We start from the raw sequence: 15462 nt of genomic DNA, 5'->3' as shown, positions 1-15462 counted from the left end.
TGACCGGGCCGGCCGGAGGGCCCGGCCTCTGGCTCCGTGGCCGCGCCGTGTCGGCGGGTTCGGCAGCAGCGGCGCGCCCGCGCGCTGGGTGTGACGCTGCACCAGGGCGGTCCCGGTGCGGCCGATGTCCGTCGGGCCGCCCAGTGCGCGGGCGAGGACGGTGCCGGACGAAGTGCCTGATCACCGGCCCCGTAGCCCGGCCGACGACGGCTTCCGCGACGTCGCGGGTCCCGTTGGTGCGGGCGGGGTCGAAGAGCGGGCCGGGACCACACCGGGAGCCCGGTCGGGTTTCCTGTGCCGTGTCCGGGACGCACGGGCGATGGACGCGTGGGGGCCTACGGCCGGGAGGGTCTGCTCCCGGCCGGAACCAGCCTTCCGCGGCAGCGACGCGTGCGTGCCGACCGCCCCGCCGGCCTCGGCCGAGCGGAGGCTCCGACGACAGCGCTACCGAGGAGAACGCAATGCGCATTGCAGGTGCCCGCCGACGCGTGTCCACCAGTGCCTTGACCGCCCTGATGGCGTGCGCGGGAGCCATGGTGGCGGCCGCTCCCGCCATGGCCGGCGACGGCTCGACCATCTTCGGTCAGGACAACACCGTCGCCATCGGCGCGGTGACGATGGTCTCGCCGTTGACCCTCTCGGTCGACGTCACCTACTCGTGCGAGCCGAAGGACACCCCGCACCTGGGAGTCGTATGGCGTCTGGCCGACGACCGGGACAGCGACATCTACGCCCCGAGGGGTCTGGCCTCCCCGGTGGCCGTCACCTGCGACCGGCAGAAGCACAACATCAAGGTGAACGCGTCGGCTTGGGACGAAAGCTGGGGGCTCACCAAGGGTGACCCGGTGAGCGTGACGGCGATGGTGAGCAACTACGAAGGTGTTCCCTACGCCCAGTTGAACAAGGTCGTCACCGTCTGAGTGCGGATCGACGCGGCAGTCGCCGCTGTCCGGCCGGCGGAGCGACCGCCGGCCGGACGGCGGCGCGGGCGAGAACTGACGGTCACCGTGCGGCAGCGCCCCCGGATCGACGGACCCACCCGCACCGCTCGCGCGGCACGGGAGTCCTCCATCACGGCTCCGCGCCCGCCTGTCCGGCCCGTCGGAGGACATCGCCGGTCCGGTCCGTCGGGTGATGTCCCCTGTCCCGTCCGTCCGTCCGGGGATGTCGTCCGTCCCATCCGTCAGGACATGTCGTCCGTACGGCCCCTCAGGGAACGTCGCCGGTCCAGTCGAAGCGGCGTGGGTCGCCGGGGCGCGGGGTGTACGCCGCCCGGCCGCCGGCCCCGAACCGTCCCAGCTCGGTGGGGAGGGCCACCTCGGAGTCGGTCTCGCGCCGGGTCCAGTCGGTGATGTCGAGCAGCAGGCCGTCCAGCGGGCCGCCGACCAGTTCGGCGTAGCGGCGTCCCGGCCGTGGGCCCGGCCGGTCGTGGTCCTGGCCGTAGACCCGGCCGCGCAGGAGCTGTTCATCGTTGCCGTCCATGCCGTCCAGCCTCTCAGCAGCCACTGACAGCGCCTGCCCGGAGCTCAGCCGCCGTCCGCCTCGACCGCGAGATCGTCGGCCCGTCGTCGCCGGACGACAGCCCCACCCCGTCGACCCGGCGCTCGCGACCCTGTACCGCGTGGCGAGGGACGGCCGACCGGGCCGGACGGGGCCCCTCCGCGAGCCGCGTCCACGAGCGCGGCGACGCCCGCCACGGGCAGCGGTCCCGGTCACGCGATGCCACTCCCGGACGGCGGGGCCGCGACCGGCCTCGCGAGAGTCAGTTCGCTCCAGCGCTCCCGTTCGCCGGCGTGGCTCCCGGCCGCGGTCGCCCGGGCGACCGCGGCGGCCTCCTCGGGCGTCGGCACGCCCTCGCGCGAGCGCAGGGCCAGCGGCCACGCCGGGGCGTCGGTCACCGCTCCGTCCAGGGGGCGCCAGTCCCAGGCCGCGTCGAACCGCCAGACGTGTCCGTTCCGGTCGGCGACCTCGTCTCCCGCTTCGAGGAAGGCATAGGGGCGCAGGAGCAGCCGGATGGCGATCGGTTCGGCGCCGGCCGGATCGAACGCGTAGCCCTGGTCCTCCAGATCGAGGTCATGGGTCTCGCCCTGCCGCAGGACTTCCAGGTAGGACGCGGGCCGCGGCAGCGTCCCCGTCACCTGCGGCGGATCGAAGTGGTACACCCCCACCACGTGCACCACGGTCGGGGGGATGCCCACCCGACAGGTGTCGCCGGACTTCAGCGCGGCCTGGGCCGGCAGCGTCCCGAAGAGGTCCCACTCGTCGGCCTCGGGCTTCGGGAGGGCTCTCCGGCCGTTCCAGCCGAAGTCCTCCGCCTGCGGGTCCACCTGCGACCACGGCCACCGTACGGAGACGTGGAAGTCGGAGACCTCGGCGACCGTCGTCGCCGTGAACGGACACTGCACCTCCAGCACGTCCCCCGGCCGGAACCGCACACCACCGCTGTCCGCCCCCTGCCGGCCCGCCTCCGGCCCGCCCGACCATCTGTCCACCGCATCCTCCTGGAATTCCGCGACGATCATCACAGCCCCCACAGCCACCCCCTACCTCGACCCCCCGAATCGCCTGCGGCGCCGGCAGGATCAGCTGCCCGAGAACCATGACGTCGTACATCGCACAGGAGGCCGTTCGCACCCGAGGGGCCGGCGTGCTCGTCCCCGTCCCCTCGGCGCCGTGCTCACGCTCTTGCCTCGAGGCCCGTTCCGGACGAAGTACGGACGCACGGCGGCGCGTTCCCGACCCGCGTCGTGCGCGTGGCGGACGTCAGGTCGTCAGGCCGTGGCGGAAGGCGTAGACGACGGCCTGGACGCGGTCGCGGAGCTGGAGTTTGGTGAGGATGCGGGAGACGAAGGTCTTGACGGTCTCCTGGCTGATGACGAGGGCCGCGGCGATCTCGCTGTTGGAGAGGCCGTCCGCGATGAGGCGCAGGACCTCCAGTTCGCGCGGGGTGAGGGGGATGTCGCGGGCGGCGTTCTCGGTGGGGCGGATGCGGGCGGCGTAGCGGCCGACGAGCTGGCGTGTCACGTCGGGGTCGAGGAGGGCCGCGCCGGTGGCCACCGTGCGGATGCCGTGGAGCAGCCGGTCCGGGGGCGCGTCCTTGAGGAGGAAGCCGCTGGCGCCGGCGCGCAGCGCCTCGTACACGTACGCGTCCAGGTTGAACGTGGTCACCACGAGGACCTTGACGGGGTCGGGCACGCCGGCGCCGGCCAGCAGGCGGGTGGCTTCGAGGCCGTCGAGGACCGGCATGCGGATGTCCATCACGACGACGTCGGGCCGTACCTCGCGGGCGAGTTCGACTCCGCTGCGCCCGTCGCCGCATTCGCCCGCCACCTCCATGTCGGGCTGGGCGTCGATGATGGTGACCAGGCCGGTGCGGATGAGCATCTGGTCGTCGCAGACCAGAACCCGGATCGGTACGCTCACGAGGTGCTGCCGGCGGGGATGCGGGCCCGGACGGTGAAGCCGCCGTCCGGACCGCCGCCGGCGCTGAAGTCGCCGCCCAGGACGTCGACGCGTTCGCGCAGCCCGGCCAGGCCCCGTCCGCTGCCTACGGCGGCGGCGGAGCGCGAGCCGCCTCCGTCCGTGCTGACCTCCACGGTGATCTCCCTTTCGCCGTGCCGTACCTCGACGCAAGTGCGGCTGCCGTGAGCGTACTTGAGGGCGTTGGTCAGTGCTTCCTGCACCACCCGGTAGGCGACGAGGTCGGCGCTGCCGGTCGACGCCGGTGGCGTGCCCTGTTCCGTGAAGTCCACCGGCTGTCCGGCCCGGCGGGTCTGCTCGACGAGGGTGAGGACCCTGCCGACGGCCGGTGTCCTGGGGTCCTCGGTCTCCGTCGTCCCGGGGCCGGTGTCGGGGGCGGTGCCGGTGCCGGTGCCGTGGGCGGGGTTGAGCAGGTCGAGCAGGTGACGCAGGTCGGTGAGGGCGCGGCGGCCGGTGTCGCTGACGGCGGTCAGCGACTGCTCCAGCCGATCGGGTGCGGCGGTCAAGTAGCGGGCGGCTTCGGCCTGTACGACCATCGCGGTCACGTGGTGGGTCACCACGTCGTGCAACTCGCGTGCGATCTGGGCGCGTTCGGCGGTACGGGTCTGCGCGGCGACGCGCTCACGATGTTCGGCCTCCGCGAGACGGGTGGAGCGCAGCCACGCTCCGGCGCCCCAGGCCAGGGCCAGCACCAGGTAGAACGTCACGAACTCCTCCGGCGTCTCGCCGCCGGAGCCGAGCCGGGTGAGCGCGATGGCCAGCGGCACGTACGCCCCGGAGAGAAGGGCCACGGTGGTGCGCCGGCGGTGCCCCAGATGGGACCCCGCGCTGATCAGCGCCACGGGCAGCGCGCTGCCGGCGGCCGAGTGGTAGCCGCGCAGCTGGTCGAGGGCGAAGCCGCAGATCACCAGGGCGAGACTGACGGCCGGCCACCGCCGGCGCACCGCGAGGGGGAGACATTCCAGGGCGAGGGCCGCTGCGGCGAAGGCGTCGAGGGGGCGGGTCGGCAGGTCCCCGAGCGTCGTCCCGTGGCCGCGCATCCCCGGCAGGAACGACGCGACCAGGAACAGCATGCCGAGCGGAAGGTCGCGGACGGTGACGTCGAGCCGGCGCCACATCCGGCGGGCCTCCTGAAGGCTCATCACCGGGCGAGTGTAGCGAGTGCGTCGACGCGCTCGGCACGCTGCCGGGGGACGATGTGGCCGCGCCGGCGGGCCAGCCACAGGAAGGCGAGCGTCAGCAGGCCGCCGGCCAGCATCGCGTACACACTGGCCTCGGGGCCGAACTCGCCGCCCGTGACCAGCTGGGCGCCCGATGTGGAGGCGTCCAGCAGACCGTGCGTGTCGCCGTTGCCGGAGACCTCGGTGCCGAAGATGCCGGACTCCGCGTAGTTCCAGCCGAAGTGCAGGCCGATCGGCAGCCACAGGGAGCGGGTGGCGGCGTAGGCGGCGGCGAGCATCGCGCCGGCCTCGAGTGCGATGGCGACACCGCCCAGCAAGGTGGCGTCCTTGTTGAGCAGATGGGACGCGCCGAAGACCACGGCGGACAGCACCAGCGCGATGTAGGTGCCCAGGCCTCGTTCCACGAGCCTGAAGAGCAGGCCGCGGAACATCAGTTCCTCCGAGACGGCGGCCCCGGCCATGAAGCCGACCAGCGCGATCGCTCCGCTCGCCGAGCCCGCGCCGTGGACCTTGTAGTCCCCGAGGAAGTAGATGTTCGCGATGACGCATCCGAACATCAGGACGCCGATGACCAGGCCCCGCAGCAGCGCCCCCGGTGCTCCTTCCCGGGCCAGTTCCGTGACCGGGCGCCGCTCGGTGCGGCCCACGACCCACCGGTAGACGAGCACCAGGAGCACGGCCGTCAGGCTGCCCAGGGGGAGCGAGAGCCACGGGTTGTCCTGCACCGCGCTGACGCTCTGACCGCCGATCGCGCCGACCGCGACGACGGCCAGGATCTGCCACAGCAGTTTCATGACGACTCTTCCTCCGGTTCCGTTCCCGGTCCTCGCCCGGGGCCGCGGCCGGGGCGCCGCGGCTGAAGAGAACGCTAGGGAAACGGTGATCGGGAATCGTCACCTCACGGTGGACACCTGCGCGTAGCTCTCACGGGGGACGGACCCCGCACCCCCGTGCCGGGAAGTTCCCGTCCGCCGCATGGGAGTTCGCGGTCGACGACCTGGACCGGCCCTCGGGGGCCCGGCCGCGAAGGCTCGCCCCGCGTGGTGCAGGATACGGGCGGGAGGGGATTTGAATGCGTTCAAAAATGCGGGGACCTCTACGGACGCGGGCGCGGGTGAGGGACAGGTTCGGCGCGGTGCTGACCGCTTCGGCGTCCGTGCTGTCGGTCGAGGCCGTGCTCGCGGTGATCGCGCTCTTCGTGTGGGGGCAGACCCAAGAGGTCCCGGACGCCTCCTACGCTCCGATGGGGATCTTCCTCCTGGTTCTCGCGGCCCCGTTCGTCGCGGCGGCCGGAGCCGCCCTCACCGCCCTGGTGTCGGCCGCCGTGGTGCTGCCGCTGCTGGCCGCGTCCGCCTCGCTCGGCCGCCGGCTCTTGGGGCGCGAGGCGTGGTGGTGGGTCCCGGTGTCGGCGGCCGCAGCGAGCGCCCCGCCGGTCCTGGCCGTGGCGGCGCCCCTCGAGGCAGGATCACCGGTGGGCATCGGCGGATGGCTCGCGGTGACGGCGGCGCTCGCCGTCCCGGCTCTGGTCGCCCGCAGGCTGCTGCTGCCGAACCGCCCGTGGCTGACCGGGGGCGCGATGTTCGGGCGGGTGGCACTGTACGGGGCGGTCGCCGTCGTCGGCGCCTGCCTGCTCGCCGCCGCGGGCCTGTACGCCGGTATCGGTTACGAGCCTCCGCGGCTGGACACGGAGCGGGTCGCCGGGACGTGGTCGGACGGGAAGGGCGGCACTCTCGTCCTCACGGCGGGCGGGAAGGCCATGGCGACCCGCGTCAGGACGTTCGACGTCGACGACTCCGTCGAACCCGTGGTGCGCCATTGCACCGGAACCGGGACCTGGACGTACGACGCGGGCGCGGGGCCCTGGCCCCAGAAGGTGGAGGTGTCCGTCGACGACTGCGCCATGGACACCTGGGAGGTGTTCGGGACCGCCGAAGACCCGAAGCTGTTCGTCTACATCGGCGACCCCGACAGCTGGGACCTCTACGTCCTGCGCCGCGGCGACCCGAGGGAGGCCGCGAGCGCCGCGGACATGATGCGGGAGGTCTTCGAGACCGACGTCTTCGGCGTGGCGCGCGTCACCCACGCGTTCCTGCCGTTGCAGCGGCGGTCCGCGTCACCGGTCGTGGTCGACGTCAGCAGCGGCCTGGGCTCGATCGCGGCCATGACCGACCCGGACCGCCCCGCCGCCGCCTACCCGGGAGTCGCGTACCCGGCCTCCAAGACGGCGCTCGACATGGTCACCGTGCAGTACGCGAAGGCCCTCCCGGGCATGCGGATCAACGCGGTGGAGCCCGGGTTCACCAAGACCGATCTGAACGGCAACACCGGGACACAGACGGTCGCGGAGGGCGCCGAGATCATCGTCCGCATGGCGCGGCTGGGCCCGGGCGGGCCCAGCCGCGGGTACTTCGACGCGGCGGGCCCGTTGCCCTGGTAGGCGGCGGAGGGCGAAAGCGGCGACGGACGGGCGCGCCCCGCGACTCCGTACGTCGCGATCTACGACGACGTCATAAAGCGGGCTTTTTAGGAAAATTGCGGACATAGCGTGTGTAACTCGTCAAAAGCTGTGGAGACGCTCTACGCTGACGACTGTCAGTGATCAGCCCGAAGCGGGCTGTAGTGACATGAAAAAGGAGAGGCAATGCGCAAGTTCCAGAAGGCCGCTGTCGTCGTGGCCATGCTCGGCAGCGTCGGCTTCATCGGTGCCGGTGCGGCCCAGGCCCACGGTGGCGACGGCGGCGGGCTGAAGGTCGACAGCAAGCAGACCCAGACCTGCACGGGCCAGGTCGACTCCCAGCAGGGCCTCGTCAACATCCAGGACCTGGGCGTCGCCGCCAACGCCATCCTCGGCGTCGGCAACCCGGTCGGCAAGGCGACCTCGGTTTCCTGCCCCTCCGCTGTCACCTTCGGCTGACGATCACCGATCAGGTGATGCGAGCAGGGCTCGGGGCCCGGACCACTGGTCCGGGCCCCGAGCCCGTGCCGCCCGTGAGTTGACGTCCCGTCAGCCCGCTCTCGGGGCCGACGCCCCCGAGCCGAGTCGGCGTACGCCGCACGCGGGCGTCGCACCCCCGATCCTCGCCGCCCGCTCGCCCCGTCCCGCCGCTCCCGCGTCCCCGCCACGGCCGGGCGGCCTACGAGGCCCGCACCCCCGCCCCGCCGGTGATGGGCGCCGCCCCTCCCGGCCCTGGGCCTGGTTCTCGGCGACGCGAGGCCGCAACTCCGCCTCTTGGACGGCGAACGTGGACGCGTCGCAGCCGTCCGCCTCGGCCGGCCCGCCAGGCCCGCGCGCCCGCGCCGATCAATGCCCCTTGAGGCGCCCGTCCCGCTGGTGGGCACAGCCCAGTACCCCGTGTGGCCGAGCAGCACGTCACGGCCGCGGGACCCACCGCGAGGGGCCCGGCGGCTCGGCGCCGCCGGTTGCTGTCCGGGCTGACGACGCAGTGGCTGGTCGACTTCGAGCACCCCCGTGTGGCGCCTACGTGGTGCGGGTGATCCGCGCGCTCGACAGCGCCTCCTGACTTGGCGTCAGCAAGCCTCGCCGGGCGCCCGCCGACTGTCGCCGCGTACGACCGGGGGACGAGATCCGCGATTCACCGCCGCCTTTGGTATGGACCTGCCAAATCGGTGGCGCTACTGTGAACCCGCCACCTCTTGAGAGCGCTCTCACCCTCTGCCCTTCGCACCCCACCGACCTTCGGATCGACGAAAGGCAACCACCTTGAGAAGGAAGACAGTTCTCCGCGCGGTCCTGTCCGCCGGCCTCCTGCTGACCGCCGCGTCCACCGGACTCGCCCAAGCCGTGGCCGACGACACGTCGGCTCCTCCCTCCGCATCCGCCGCCCACCGGGCTCCCGCGTCGGACGGCCTGCTGACGGCCATGCGGCACGACCTCGGGCTCACGCGCGACCAGGCCGCCCACCGGCTCGCCGCCGAGACGGCGGCCCGCCGGATCCAGAACGACGCGCGACGCGCCGCGGGCGACTCCTACGGCGGCTCGTGGTTCGACGCGACCAGCGGCAAGCTCGTCGTGGCCCTCACCCGCACCGGCGACCGCGAGGCCGTCGAGGCGACCGGCGCCCGGGTGACACTCGTCCGGCACAGCGAGCGGGAACTGAACGCGACGATGCGGCGCGTCAACGCCCTCGACGCTCCCGCCGGGATCGCCGGCTGGCATGTCGACCCCGAGGCCAACTCCGTCACCGTCGACGTGGTCTCCTCCCACCAGGCCGACAACGATGTCAGGACCTTCGTCGCCCGCGCCCGAGAGGCGGGCCCGGTCGCCGTGGAGCGCACCGACCACACCCCTCGCACCCTCGCGGCGGGCACCGTGGGCGGCGACCCCTACTACACGGGCAACGTGCGCTGCTCCATAGGCTTCTCCGTGTACGGCGGCTTCGTCACCGCCGGGCACTGCGCCCAGCCCGGCGCCGCCGTGAACGGCTGGGACGGCAGCTACATCGGCAACTTCCAGGGGTCGAGCTTCCCGGACAACGACTACGCCTGGGTCAACGTCGGCAGCGGCTGGTGGACCGTGCCCGTCGTGCTCGGCTGGGGCACCGTCTCCGACCAGCTCGTGCGCGGCTCGGCCGAAGCGCCGATCGGCGCCTCCGTCTGCCGCTCGGGCTCGACCTCGCACTGGCACTGCGGCACCGTCCTGGCCAAGAACGAGACTGTCAACTACAGCCAGGGCGCCGTCCACCAGATGACGAAGACGAACGTCTGCGCCGAACCCGGCGACTCCGGCGGCTCGTTCATCAGCGGCGACCAGGCGCAGGGCGTCACCTCCGGCGGCTGGGGCAACTGCGGCAGCGGGGGCGAGACCTGGTTCCAGCCGATCAACGAGATCCTGAACCGCTACGGACTCACCCTCCACACCACGTGAGGTGACCGTACGGACTCCGGGTGCCGCGCCGGCCCCCTCCCCGAACACCGGCCGGCGCGGCACCCGGAGACCGACCACTCCCCCTCGCCCCTCCCAACTACTCCTCCCCCTCTCACCTCACGTCTCCTCCCCTCCCCCTCGCGGCAACAACCCCACACCCCCAGGAGCCCCCTCGTGCTCTCACGCCGTGCCCTTCTCGCCACCGCAGCGGCCACCGCGGCCGCCCTCCCCCTGTCCGCCTCCACCGCCCGCGCCACCGACGCCGGTCGCTCCGGTCCGACTTCCCTCGCCGCCGCCGCTCTGCCGATCGCTCTCGCCAACAACTCCGGCGGCTCCGCGCCGGTCTACGCCTACATCTCCGGGGCCGACACCTCCGGATGGCCCGGATTCGTCACGGCGGACGGGCAGTTCCACCGCCTGCCGAGCCCGTCGTCGGTCCTGACACCCGTGCCCGACTACGCCATCCCGCTGGGCGGTTCGGGCTCCGCGCCCACCCGGCTGACCCTCGGCGACTACGTGATCGGCGGCCGCGTCTGGTTCTCGACCGGGCGGAAGATCCAGTTCTTCGTCAACCCGCCGGGCGGCAACGGCGGCGTCCCCGGACTCGTGCAGCCCGGCTTCACCAGCACCGACCCCAACTGGAACACCAGTTGGACGTTCTGCGAGTTCACCTACAACTCGGCGAACCTGTACGCGAACATCAGCTACGTCGACATGGTCGCCCTGCCGGTCTCGATGGCCACCACCGGCGCCGCCGGGAACCAGTCGGTGCCGGCACTGCCCTCGGGGGCCCTGGCCTCCATCGCCTCCGGGCTGCGCGCCCAGCACACGGCGGACGGGGCGCCCTGGGACCAGTTGGTGGCGACCGACTCCTCGGGCACGGTGCTGCGCGTGCTGGCGCCCTCGCACGCGCCGGCGGACTTCGGCTCGTACTGGAAGCCATATCTGGACCGGGTGTGGGACTACTACCGCAGCCACACCCTCACCGTGGACGGCCAGGGCTCGATCGGCGCCTACTCGGGGACCGTCAGCGGCGACGTGCTCACCTTCGCGGGGCTCAACACCAACGGCGTGCCGTTCACCAAGCCCTCCGCGGCCGACATCTTCGGCTGCGCGAGCGGCCCGTTGTACAACTCCGGCGCCGACGCCCGCTCCGCCGTCGCGGCCCGCCTCGCCGCCGCCCTCAACCGCTCCAGCCTCCTGGTCGCCGGCGGCGCGAACCAGCCGAACGGGGTCACCCCCGCCCAGTACTACACGGAGTCGATCACCAACCACTACGCCCGCCTGGTGCACCGGTACGCGACCATCGGCTACGCCTTCCCGTACGACGACGTCGGCCCCACCGGCAGCGCCCCGGTCGACGGCCACCTCCAGGATCCGGCCCCCACCTCCTGGACCATCACGCTGGGTCCCGGCAGCGGAGGGACGACCCCGCCACCGGGCGGCGGCGGCACGAGCGCGTACTCCACCGTCCAGGCGGAGGACTACGCCGCGCAGAGCGGCACGCAGACCGAGACGTGCACCGACACGGGCAGCGGCCGCGACGTGGGGTACCTCGCCGCCGGGGACTGGCTGAAGTACGCCTCGGTGGACTTCGGTTCCTCCTCGCCGGTCCAGTTCCTGGCCCGGGTCGCCTCGGGCGTGGCCGGCGGCGTCAGCGGCGCGATCCGTGTACGGGTGGACAGCGTCACCGGGCCGCAGATCGCCGAGATCGACCTCGGCTCCACCGGCGGCTGGCAGACCTGGCGCACCGTGCCCGCCAACGTCACCCGGTCGGTCACCGGGGTGCACGACGTCTACCTGACCTTCGCCGAGAGCACGGTCGAGTTCGTCAACGTCAACTGGTTCACCTTCACCCACTGACCGTCACGGACGCCGCCGCCCCCTGACCCGAGGGGGCGGCGTCGCGGGCGACCGGGAGGGCCGGCGGCGCGGTGATCCGCCCTCACTCCCCGGTGTCGTCGCCCCGAGGGGTCCGCGGGGCCGTCGAGGGAGTGTCGTCTTGGTCGTCGCTCGGGTCGGCGGAGTCGTCGTGCTCGAACGCGAGACGGTTCACCACCTCCACCACCCCGTCGACGCTGTCGCACAGCCGTACGGTGACCGGGATCAGGCTCCTCCGCTCCACCGTGCCGCTGAGCGTCACCCGCCCCTCGGCGACCTCGACCGTCAGCGCCGAGGGCGGCAGGCCCAGGGCCCGTACGATGACGTCCTCGAGGATCTCCTCCTGGATCGCGCGGTCCCTGCGGAGGAACAGGCGCACCAGATCGCTGCGGCTGACCACGCCGATCAGCCGGCCCTCGCCGTCCACCACGGGCAGCCGCTTGACCTTGTGGCTCTCCATCGTCCGCGCGGCCCGCACGGCGTGCCAGCCGGGCTCGGCGACCACGGCGGGGCTCGACATCAGGTCCCGGGCGGTGTTGCCGCGGCCTCCGGACGTCTGCCGGCGCAGCAGGTCCGCCTCGGAGACCACCCCGACCGGCCGGTCCTGGTCGTCGACCACGACCACGGCGGTGATGTCGTACTCGTCGAGGGTGCGCGCGATCTCCTTGAACGGCGTGCCCGGCCGCACGCTCACGACGGTAGGAGTCATCAGGTCGCCCACGTTGCGTCGCCTCATCGCTCAGCACCCTCCTCGTTCCTCGTCACCGGCCTCGCCGCCGGCCCGACAGGTGCGCCGGACGCGTCGGGAGGCCGCCGCCGTCCACCGTATGCGGTGCCCGTGTCGCACGGTGCGCCCCTGAGCACCTGGGCGGACCGGTCACCCGGACGGCGGCGACGGCTTCGAACGGACCGGGGATCGGGGATCGGGATCGGGATCGGCCGCACGGTGTCCGTGCGGCGCACTGATCGTTGCTCAGGGCGCAGTCACCTCGCATCGCCCACTCATCTGGAGGTCCCGTGTCCGTGCCGGGCAGTGGCCGCGTGCGCGCGGCGGCCGGGGTCGAGGACCACCCGCGGGACATTCGCACGGCGGTCGGGAACCGGCGACAGGGCCGGGGGCCGGCCTCCCCCCACGGCCCCTGCCCCACCGGCGCCGGCGCCACCGGTCCCGCCGGTCCCGCCGGTCCCACGGGCCCCGCCGCCCGCGGCGTCGCGTCCTCGGGGCGCGTGTGAGCATGGTGCTGTCGGTGGAACATGTCGCCAAGAGGTACGGCTCACGGCCCGTCCTGCTGGACGCGAGCCTGCGCGCCGGCCGCGGGCAGCTCGTCGGCGTCGTGGGGGAGAACGGGGCCGGGAAGACCACGCTGCTGCGCGTCCTCAGCGGCGACCTGCGCCCGGACGCCGGGACCGTGCGTCTGGACGGCACGCTCGGCTACTGCCCGCAACACCCGGTGCTGGACGAGGAGCTGACCGTACGTCAGCACCTGCGGCTCTTCCAGATCGCCCACCGGCTGCCCGGGCTGGAGCGGGCCGAGAGCCTGCTGCGCACGCTCGGCCTGACCGGCCACGACCGGCAACCGGTCAAGACGCTCAGCGGTGGCACCCGGCAGAAGCTCAACCTGATCCTCGCGCTGATGCACGACCCCGCGGTGCTGCTGCTGGACGAGCCCTACCAGGGCTTCGACTGGGAGACGTACCTGCGCTTCTGGGACATCGCCCAGGATCTCAGGAAGGCGGGCCGCACGGTAGTGATCGTCTCGCACCTCGCCTACGACACCCAGCGGCTGGACGCCCTGTACCGCCTCGCCGACGGCCGACTCCACCCGGCCCCGACCACCGGAGCACACGGGTGACCGCCTACCGCGTCGCCGCCGGCTACAGCCTGCTGGCCCTGGCGAAGAACCGTCTCGCCCTGATCCTCCTGGCCGTCTTCGTGCCGCTGTGGATCACGGTGGCCAAGACCGTGGCCACCCCGGACCTGTTCCCGTTCCGGCTGCGCGCCACCGGGCAGGTCCTGCACGCGGGCGGCGACAAGATCACGATGATCAGCGGGTCCCTCAACGCCGTGTCCCTGCTGGTCGGGTTCTGGATGTTCAGCGCCGCCCGGCGCACCGGCGCCTTCGACCGGCGCCTGACCGCGGCCGGCTACCCGCGCTGCGCGCTGCTGGCCGCCAAACTCACCGCCCTGCTGGTCACCGCCGTCCTGGTCAGCGCCTACGCGGTCGCCTGGATGCTGCTGTACTGGACGCCGCGCCAGCCCGGTCTGCTCGTGCTCGCCGTGCTCGCCACGTCCCTGATCTACGGCGCGATGGGCCTGTTCCTGTCGCTGTTCCTGCCCGGCGAGGTCGAAGGCATGGTCGCCCTCATCATGACCAGCATCATCGACCTGGCCCCGCAGAACCCGGTCGCCGCGACCACCGCGAACAGCCCCCTGGTCACCTGGCTGCCCAGTTACGGGTCGCTCCAGACCGCCCTGCAGGCCGGCTTCACCGACGAGCTGACGCTCACTCCCCTGGCCAACAGCCTCGCCTGGCTCGCCGCCCTGTCCCTCGTCGCGCTCATCGCCTTCATCCGCCGTACCCGCGTCCACAGGGCCCCGCCGACAGGCGGGCCCCCGCTCACGGATGGAGGCCCGGTGGACCCGTCCTCCTGATCAGCCGTCGGCCCCGCACGGCGCGGGAGGCGGGGCTCAGCGCCGGGCCAGCGCCAGTACGCTCAGCCCGAACATCAGGACGCCCAACGGGAGATGGACCGAAGGGACGTGCGCGATGCCGAGCACGACCTGGACCGAGGCGAGGACGAGGAAGCCGGAGGCGTGCCAGACGGGCCGGGGCGAGCCGCCCCCCGGCTTCCACGCCAGCACGGCCGCGAGGACGTACAGCATCGCCGCCCCGTACATCACGCGGGCTCCGACGCTGTGCAGGGTCTCTCCGTAGGACGCGGTCAGCAGCAGTCCGGCGGAGACCGCCTGGAGGAAGATGGTCAGGGTCTGCAGGGCGATCGCGATCCGCAGAAACGAGGAGGTGCGCTGCGCCGTCGCCTGGGTGGCCATGTCACGGTCCCCTTTCCCGCCCGGGGGCGGTAGATCGGTAAGGTCTCACCAGCCCGACGACGCGGGCCCGCGAAAGGTAAGGCGAGGAGGGGGTCGTGGGCATGGGGACAGCCGGCACCATCGACGAGACGATCGGCGAGCGGCGTCAACTCATCAACGTCGCCTACCGGTTGCTCGGCTCGCTGGCCGAGGCCGAGGACGCCGTGCAGGACGCCTACGCGCGCTGGTACGCACTGCCGCCGACCCGGCGGGAGGAGATCGTGTCCCCCGGCGCCTGGCTGACGACGGTCACCGGCCGCATCTGCCTGGACGTGCTCGGCTCGGCGCGGGCCCGGCGGGAGCGCTACGTCGGCGTGTGGCTGCCCGAGCCGCTGCCCGACCGCGAGGAGTGGGACCGCGGCCATGGCGCCGACCCGGCCGACCAGATAGTCCTGGACGAGTCGGTGTCCATGGCCTTCCTCGTCGTCCTGGAGTCGATGACGCCGGCCGAGCGGGTGGCGTTCGTCCTGCACGACGTGTTCCGCTTCCCCTTCGCCGAGATCGCCGGCGTCCTCGGCCGCTCCCCGGCGGCCTGCAAGCAGCTGGCGTCCTCCGCCCGGCGGCGGGTGGGCGCGACGCGCCCCGCGGCGACGGCGGGCGGGCAGGCGGAGGCCGTCCGGCATGTCAAGGAGGCGTGGGAGTCCAAGGACATCACGGCCCTCGTCGGCCTCCTCGACCCGGCCGCCGTGATGACCGCCGACGGCGGCGGGATGGTCGGCGCCGTCTTGCGCCCGATCGAGGGCAACGGGCGCATCGCCCAGTACATGGTCGCCGTCGCCGACATGGCTCCGGGACTCGAACTCCTGGAACGGTCGGTCAACGGCGCGGGGGGGGGGGGGGGGGGGGGGGGGCCGGGGGGGGGGGGGCGCCCGGGCCCGCGGGGGGGGGCGGGGCGCGGCGGAGCCGCAGGGGCCGCGCACCCCACCCCACCCAAACCCCCCGGG

General features: G+C 73.1%; 14 protein-coding genes and 1 pseudogene. 8 read left to right on the top strand and 7 right to left on the bottom strand.

Annotated features, from left to right (window positions below; translation table 11 throughout):
- Window positions 1-461 precede the first annotated feature (461 nt).
- Window positions 462-920, top strand: coding sequence for a hypothetical protein (locus tag ACH5A8_RS12360; protein WP_399000838.1), 459 nt, complete (start codon window positions 462-464; stop codon window positions 918-920).
- Window positions 921-1209: 289 nt separating this feature from the next.
- On the opposite strand, the gene ACH5A8_RS12355 is transcribed toward ACH5A8_RS12360, so the two are convergent.
- From ACH5A8_RS12355 to ACH5A8_RS12335, 5 genes are all read right to left on the bottom strand, one after another.
- Complete coding sequence (locus ACH5A8_RS12355) at window positions 1210-1482, bottom strand: hypothetical protein (RefSeq protein WP_399000836.1); 273 nt, start codon at window positions 1480-1482, stop codon at window positions 1210-1212.
- Between the two features lie 230 nt (window positions 1483-1712).
- The gene (locus ACH5A8_RS12350; RefSeq protein ID WP_399000835.1) at window positions 1713-2492 is read right to left on the bottom strand and encodes a hypothetical protein; all 780 of its coding nucleotides are present in this window, start codon (window positions 2490-2492) and stop codon (window positions 1713-1715) included.
- 271 nt (window positions 2493-2763) lie between these two features.
- Entirely contained in the window at window positions 2764-3423 is a 660-nt protein-coding gene (locus tag ACH5A8_RS12345) for a response regulator (protein ID WP_399000833.1), read from the bottom strand.
- On the bottom strand, window positions 3420-4622 hold the full coding sequence (locus ACH5A8_RS12340) for a sensor histidine kinase (RefSeq protein WP_399000831.1): 1203 nt from the start codon (window positions 4620-4622) through the stop codon (window positions 3420-3422). The genes ACH5A8_RS12345 and ACH5A8_RS12340 overlap by 4 nt, the downstream gene beginning before the upstream one ends.
- The gene (locus tag ACH5A8_RS12335) at window positions 4622-5455 is read right to left on the bottom strand and encodes a lysostaphin resistance A-like protein (protein ID WP_399000829.1); all 834 of its coding nucleotides are present in this window, start codon (window positions 5453-5455) and stop codon (window positions 4622-4624) included. Before ACH5A8_RS12335 ends, ACH5A8_RS12340 begins: the two co-directional genes overlap by 1 nt.
- A 1223-nt stretch (window positions 5456-6678) precedes the next feature.
- Between ACH5A8_RS12335 and ACH5A8_RS12330 the strand changes: the two are divergent.
- The 4 genes and pseudogenes from ACH5A8_RS12330 to ACH5A8_RS12315 form a co-directional block, all read left to right on the top strand.
- Window positions 6679-7098 (top strand): annotated as a pseudogene (locus ACH5A8_RS12330) (SDR family NAD(P)-dependent oxidoreductase); the annotation flags it as partial.
- Window positions 7099-7302: 204 nt separating this feature from the next.
- A complete protein-coding gene (locus tag ACH5A8_RS12325) occupies window positions 7303-7575 on the top strand; it encodes a hypothetical protein (protein ID WP_399000827.1) in 273 nt (90 codons plus the stop codon).
- A gap of 807 nt (window positions 7576-8382) precedes the next feature.
- Complete coding sequence (locus tag ACH5A8_RS12320) at window positions 8383-9546, top strand: S1 family peptidase (protein WP_399000825.1); 1164 nt, start codon at window positions 8383-8385, stop codon at window positions 9544-9546.
- A gap of 174 nt (window positions 9547-9720) precedes the next feature.
- The gene (locus ACH5A8_RS12315; RefSeq protein ID WP_399000823.1) at window positions 9721-11409 is read left to right on the top strand and encodes a beta-1,3-glucanase family protein; all 1689 of its coding nucleotides are present in this window, start codon (window positions 9721-9723) and stop codon (window positions 11407-11409) included.
- 82 nt (window positions 11410-11491) lie between these two features.
- Here the strand turns inward: ACH5A8_RS12315 and ACH5A8_RS12310 are convergent, their stop codons facing one another.
- Entirely contained in the window at window positions 11492-12163 is a 672-nt protein-coding gene (locus ACH5A8_RS12310; protein WP_399000821.1) for a CBS domain-containing protein, read from the bottom strand.
- Between the two features lie 499 nt (window positions 12164-12662).
- On the opposite strand from ACH5A8_RS12310, the gene ACH5A8_RS12305 reads away from it, so the two are divergent.
- On the top strand, window positions 12663-13280 hold the full coding sequence (locus ACH5A8_RS12305; RefSeq protein ID WP_399001484.1) for an ABC transporter ATP-binding protein: 618 nt from the start codon (window positions 12663-12665) through the stop codon (window positions 13278-13280).
- Complete coding sequence (locus tag ACH5A8_RS12300) at window positions 13277-14080, top strand: hypothetical protein (protein WP_399000820.1); 804 nt, start codon at window positions 13277-13279, stop codon at window positions 14078-14080. The genes ACH5A8_RS12305 and ACH5A8_RS12300 overlap by 4 nt, the downstream gene beginning before the upstream one ends.
- A 36-nt stretch (window positions 14081-14116) precedes the next feature.
- Here ACH5A8_RS12300 and ACH5A8_RS12295 read toward each other — a convergent pair whose 3' ends face one another.
- Entirely contained in the window at window positions 14117-14479 is a 363-nt protein-coding gene (locus ACH5A8_RS12295; RefSeq protein ID WP_399000818.1) for a hypothetical protein, read from the bottom strand.
- 101 nt (window positions 14480-14580) lie between these two features.
- On the opposite strand from ACH5A8_RS12295, the gene ACH5A8_RS12290 reads away from it, so the two are divergent.
- On the top strand, window positions 14581-15462 hold an 882-nt coding region (locus ACH5A8_RS12290), incomplete at its 3' end, for a sigma-70 family RNA polymerase sigma factor (RefSeq protein WP_399001482.1).

It is taken from the genome of Streptomyces sp. NPDC018610, assembly GCF_044391765.1.
Classification (GTDB): Bacteria; Actinomycetota; Actinomycetes; order Streptomycetales; family Streptomycetaceae; genus Streptomyces.
This window is presented reverse-complemented; position numbering and strand designations above follow the sequence as displayed.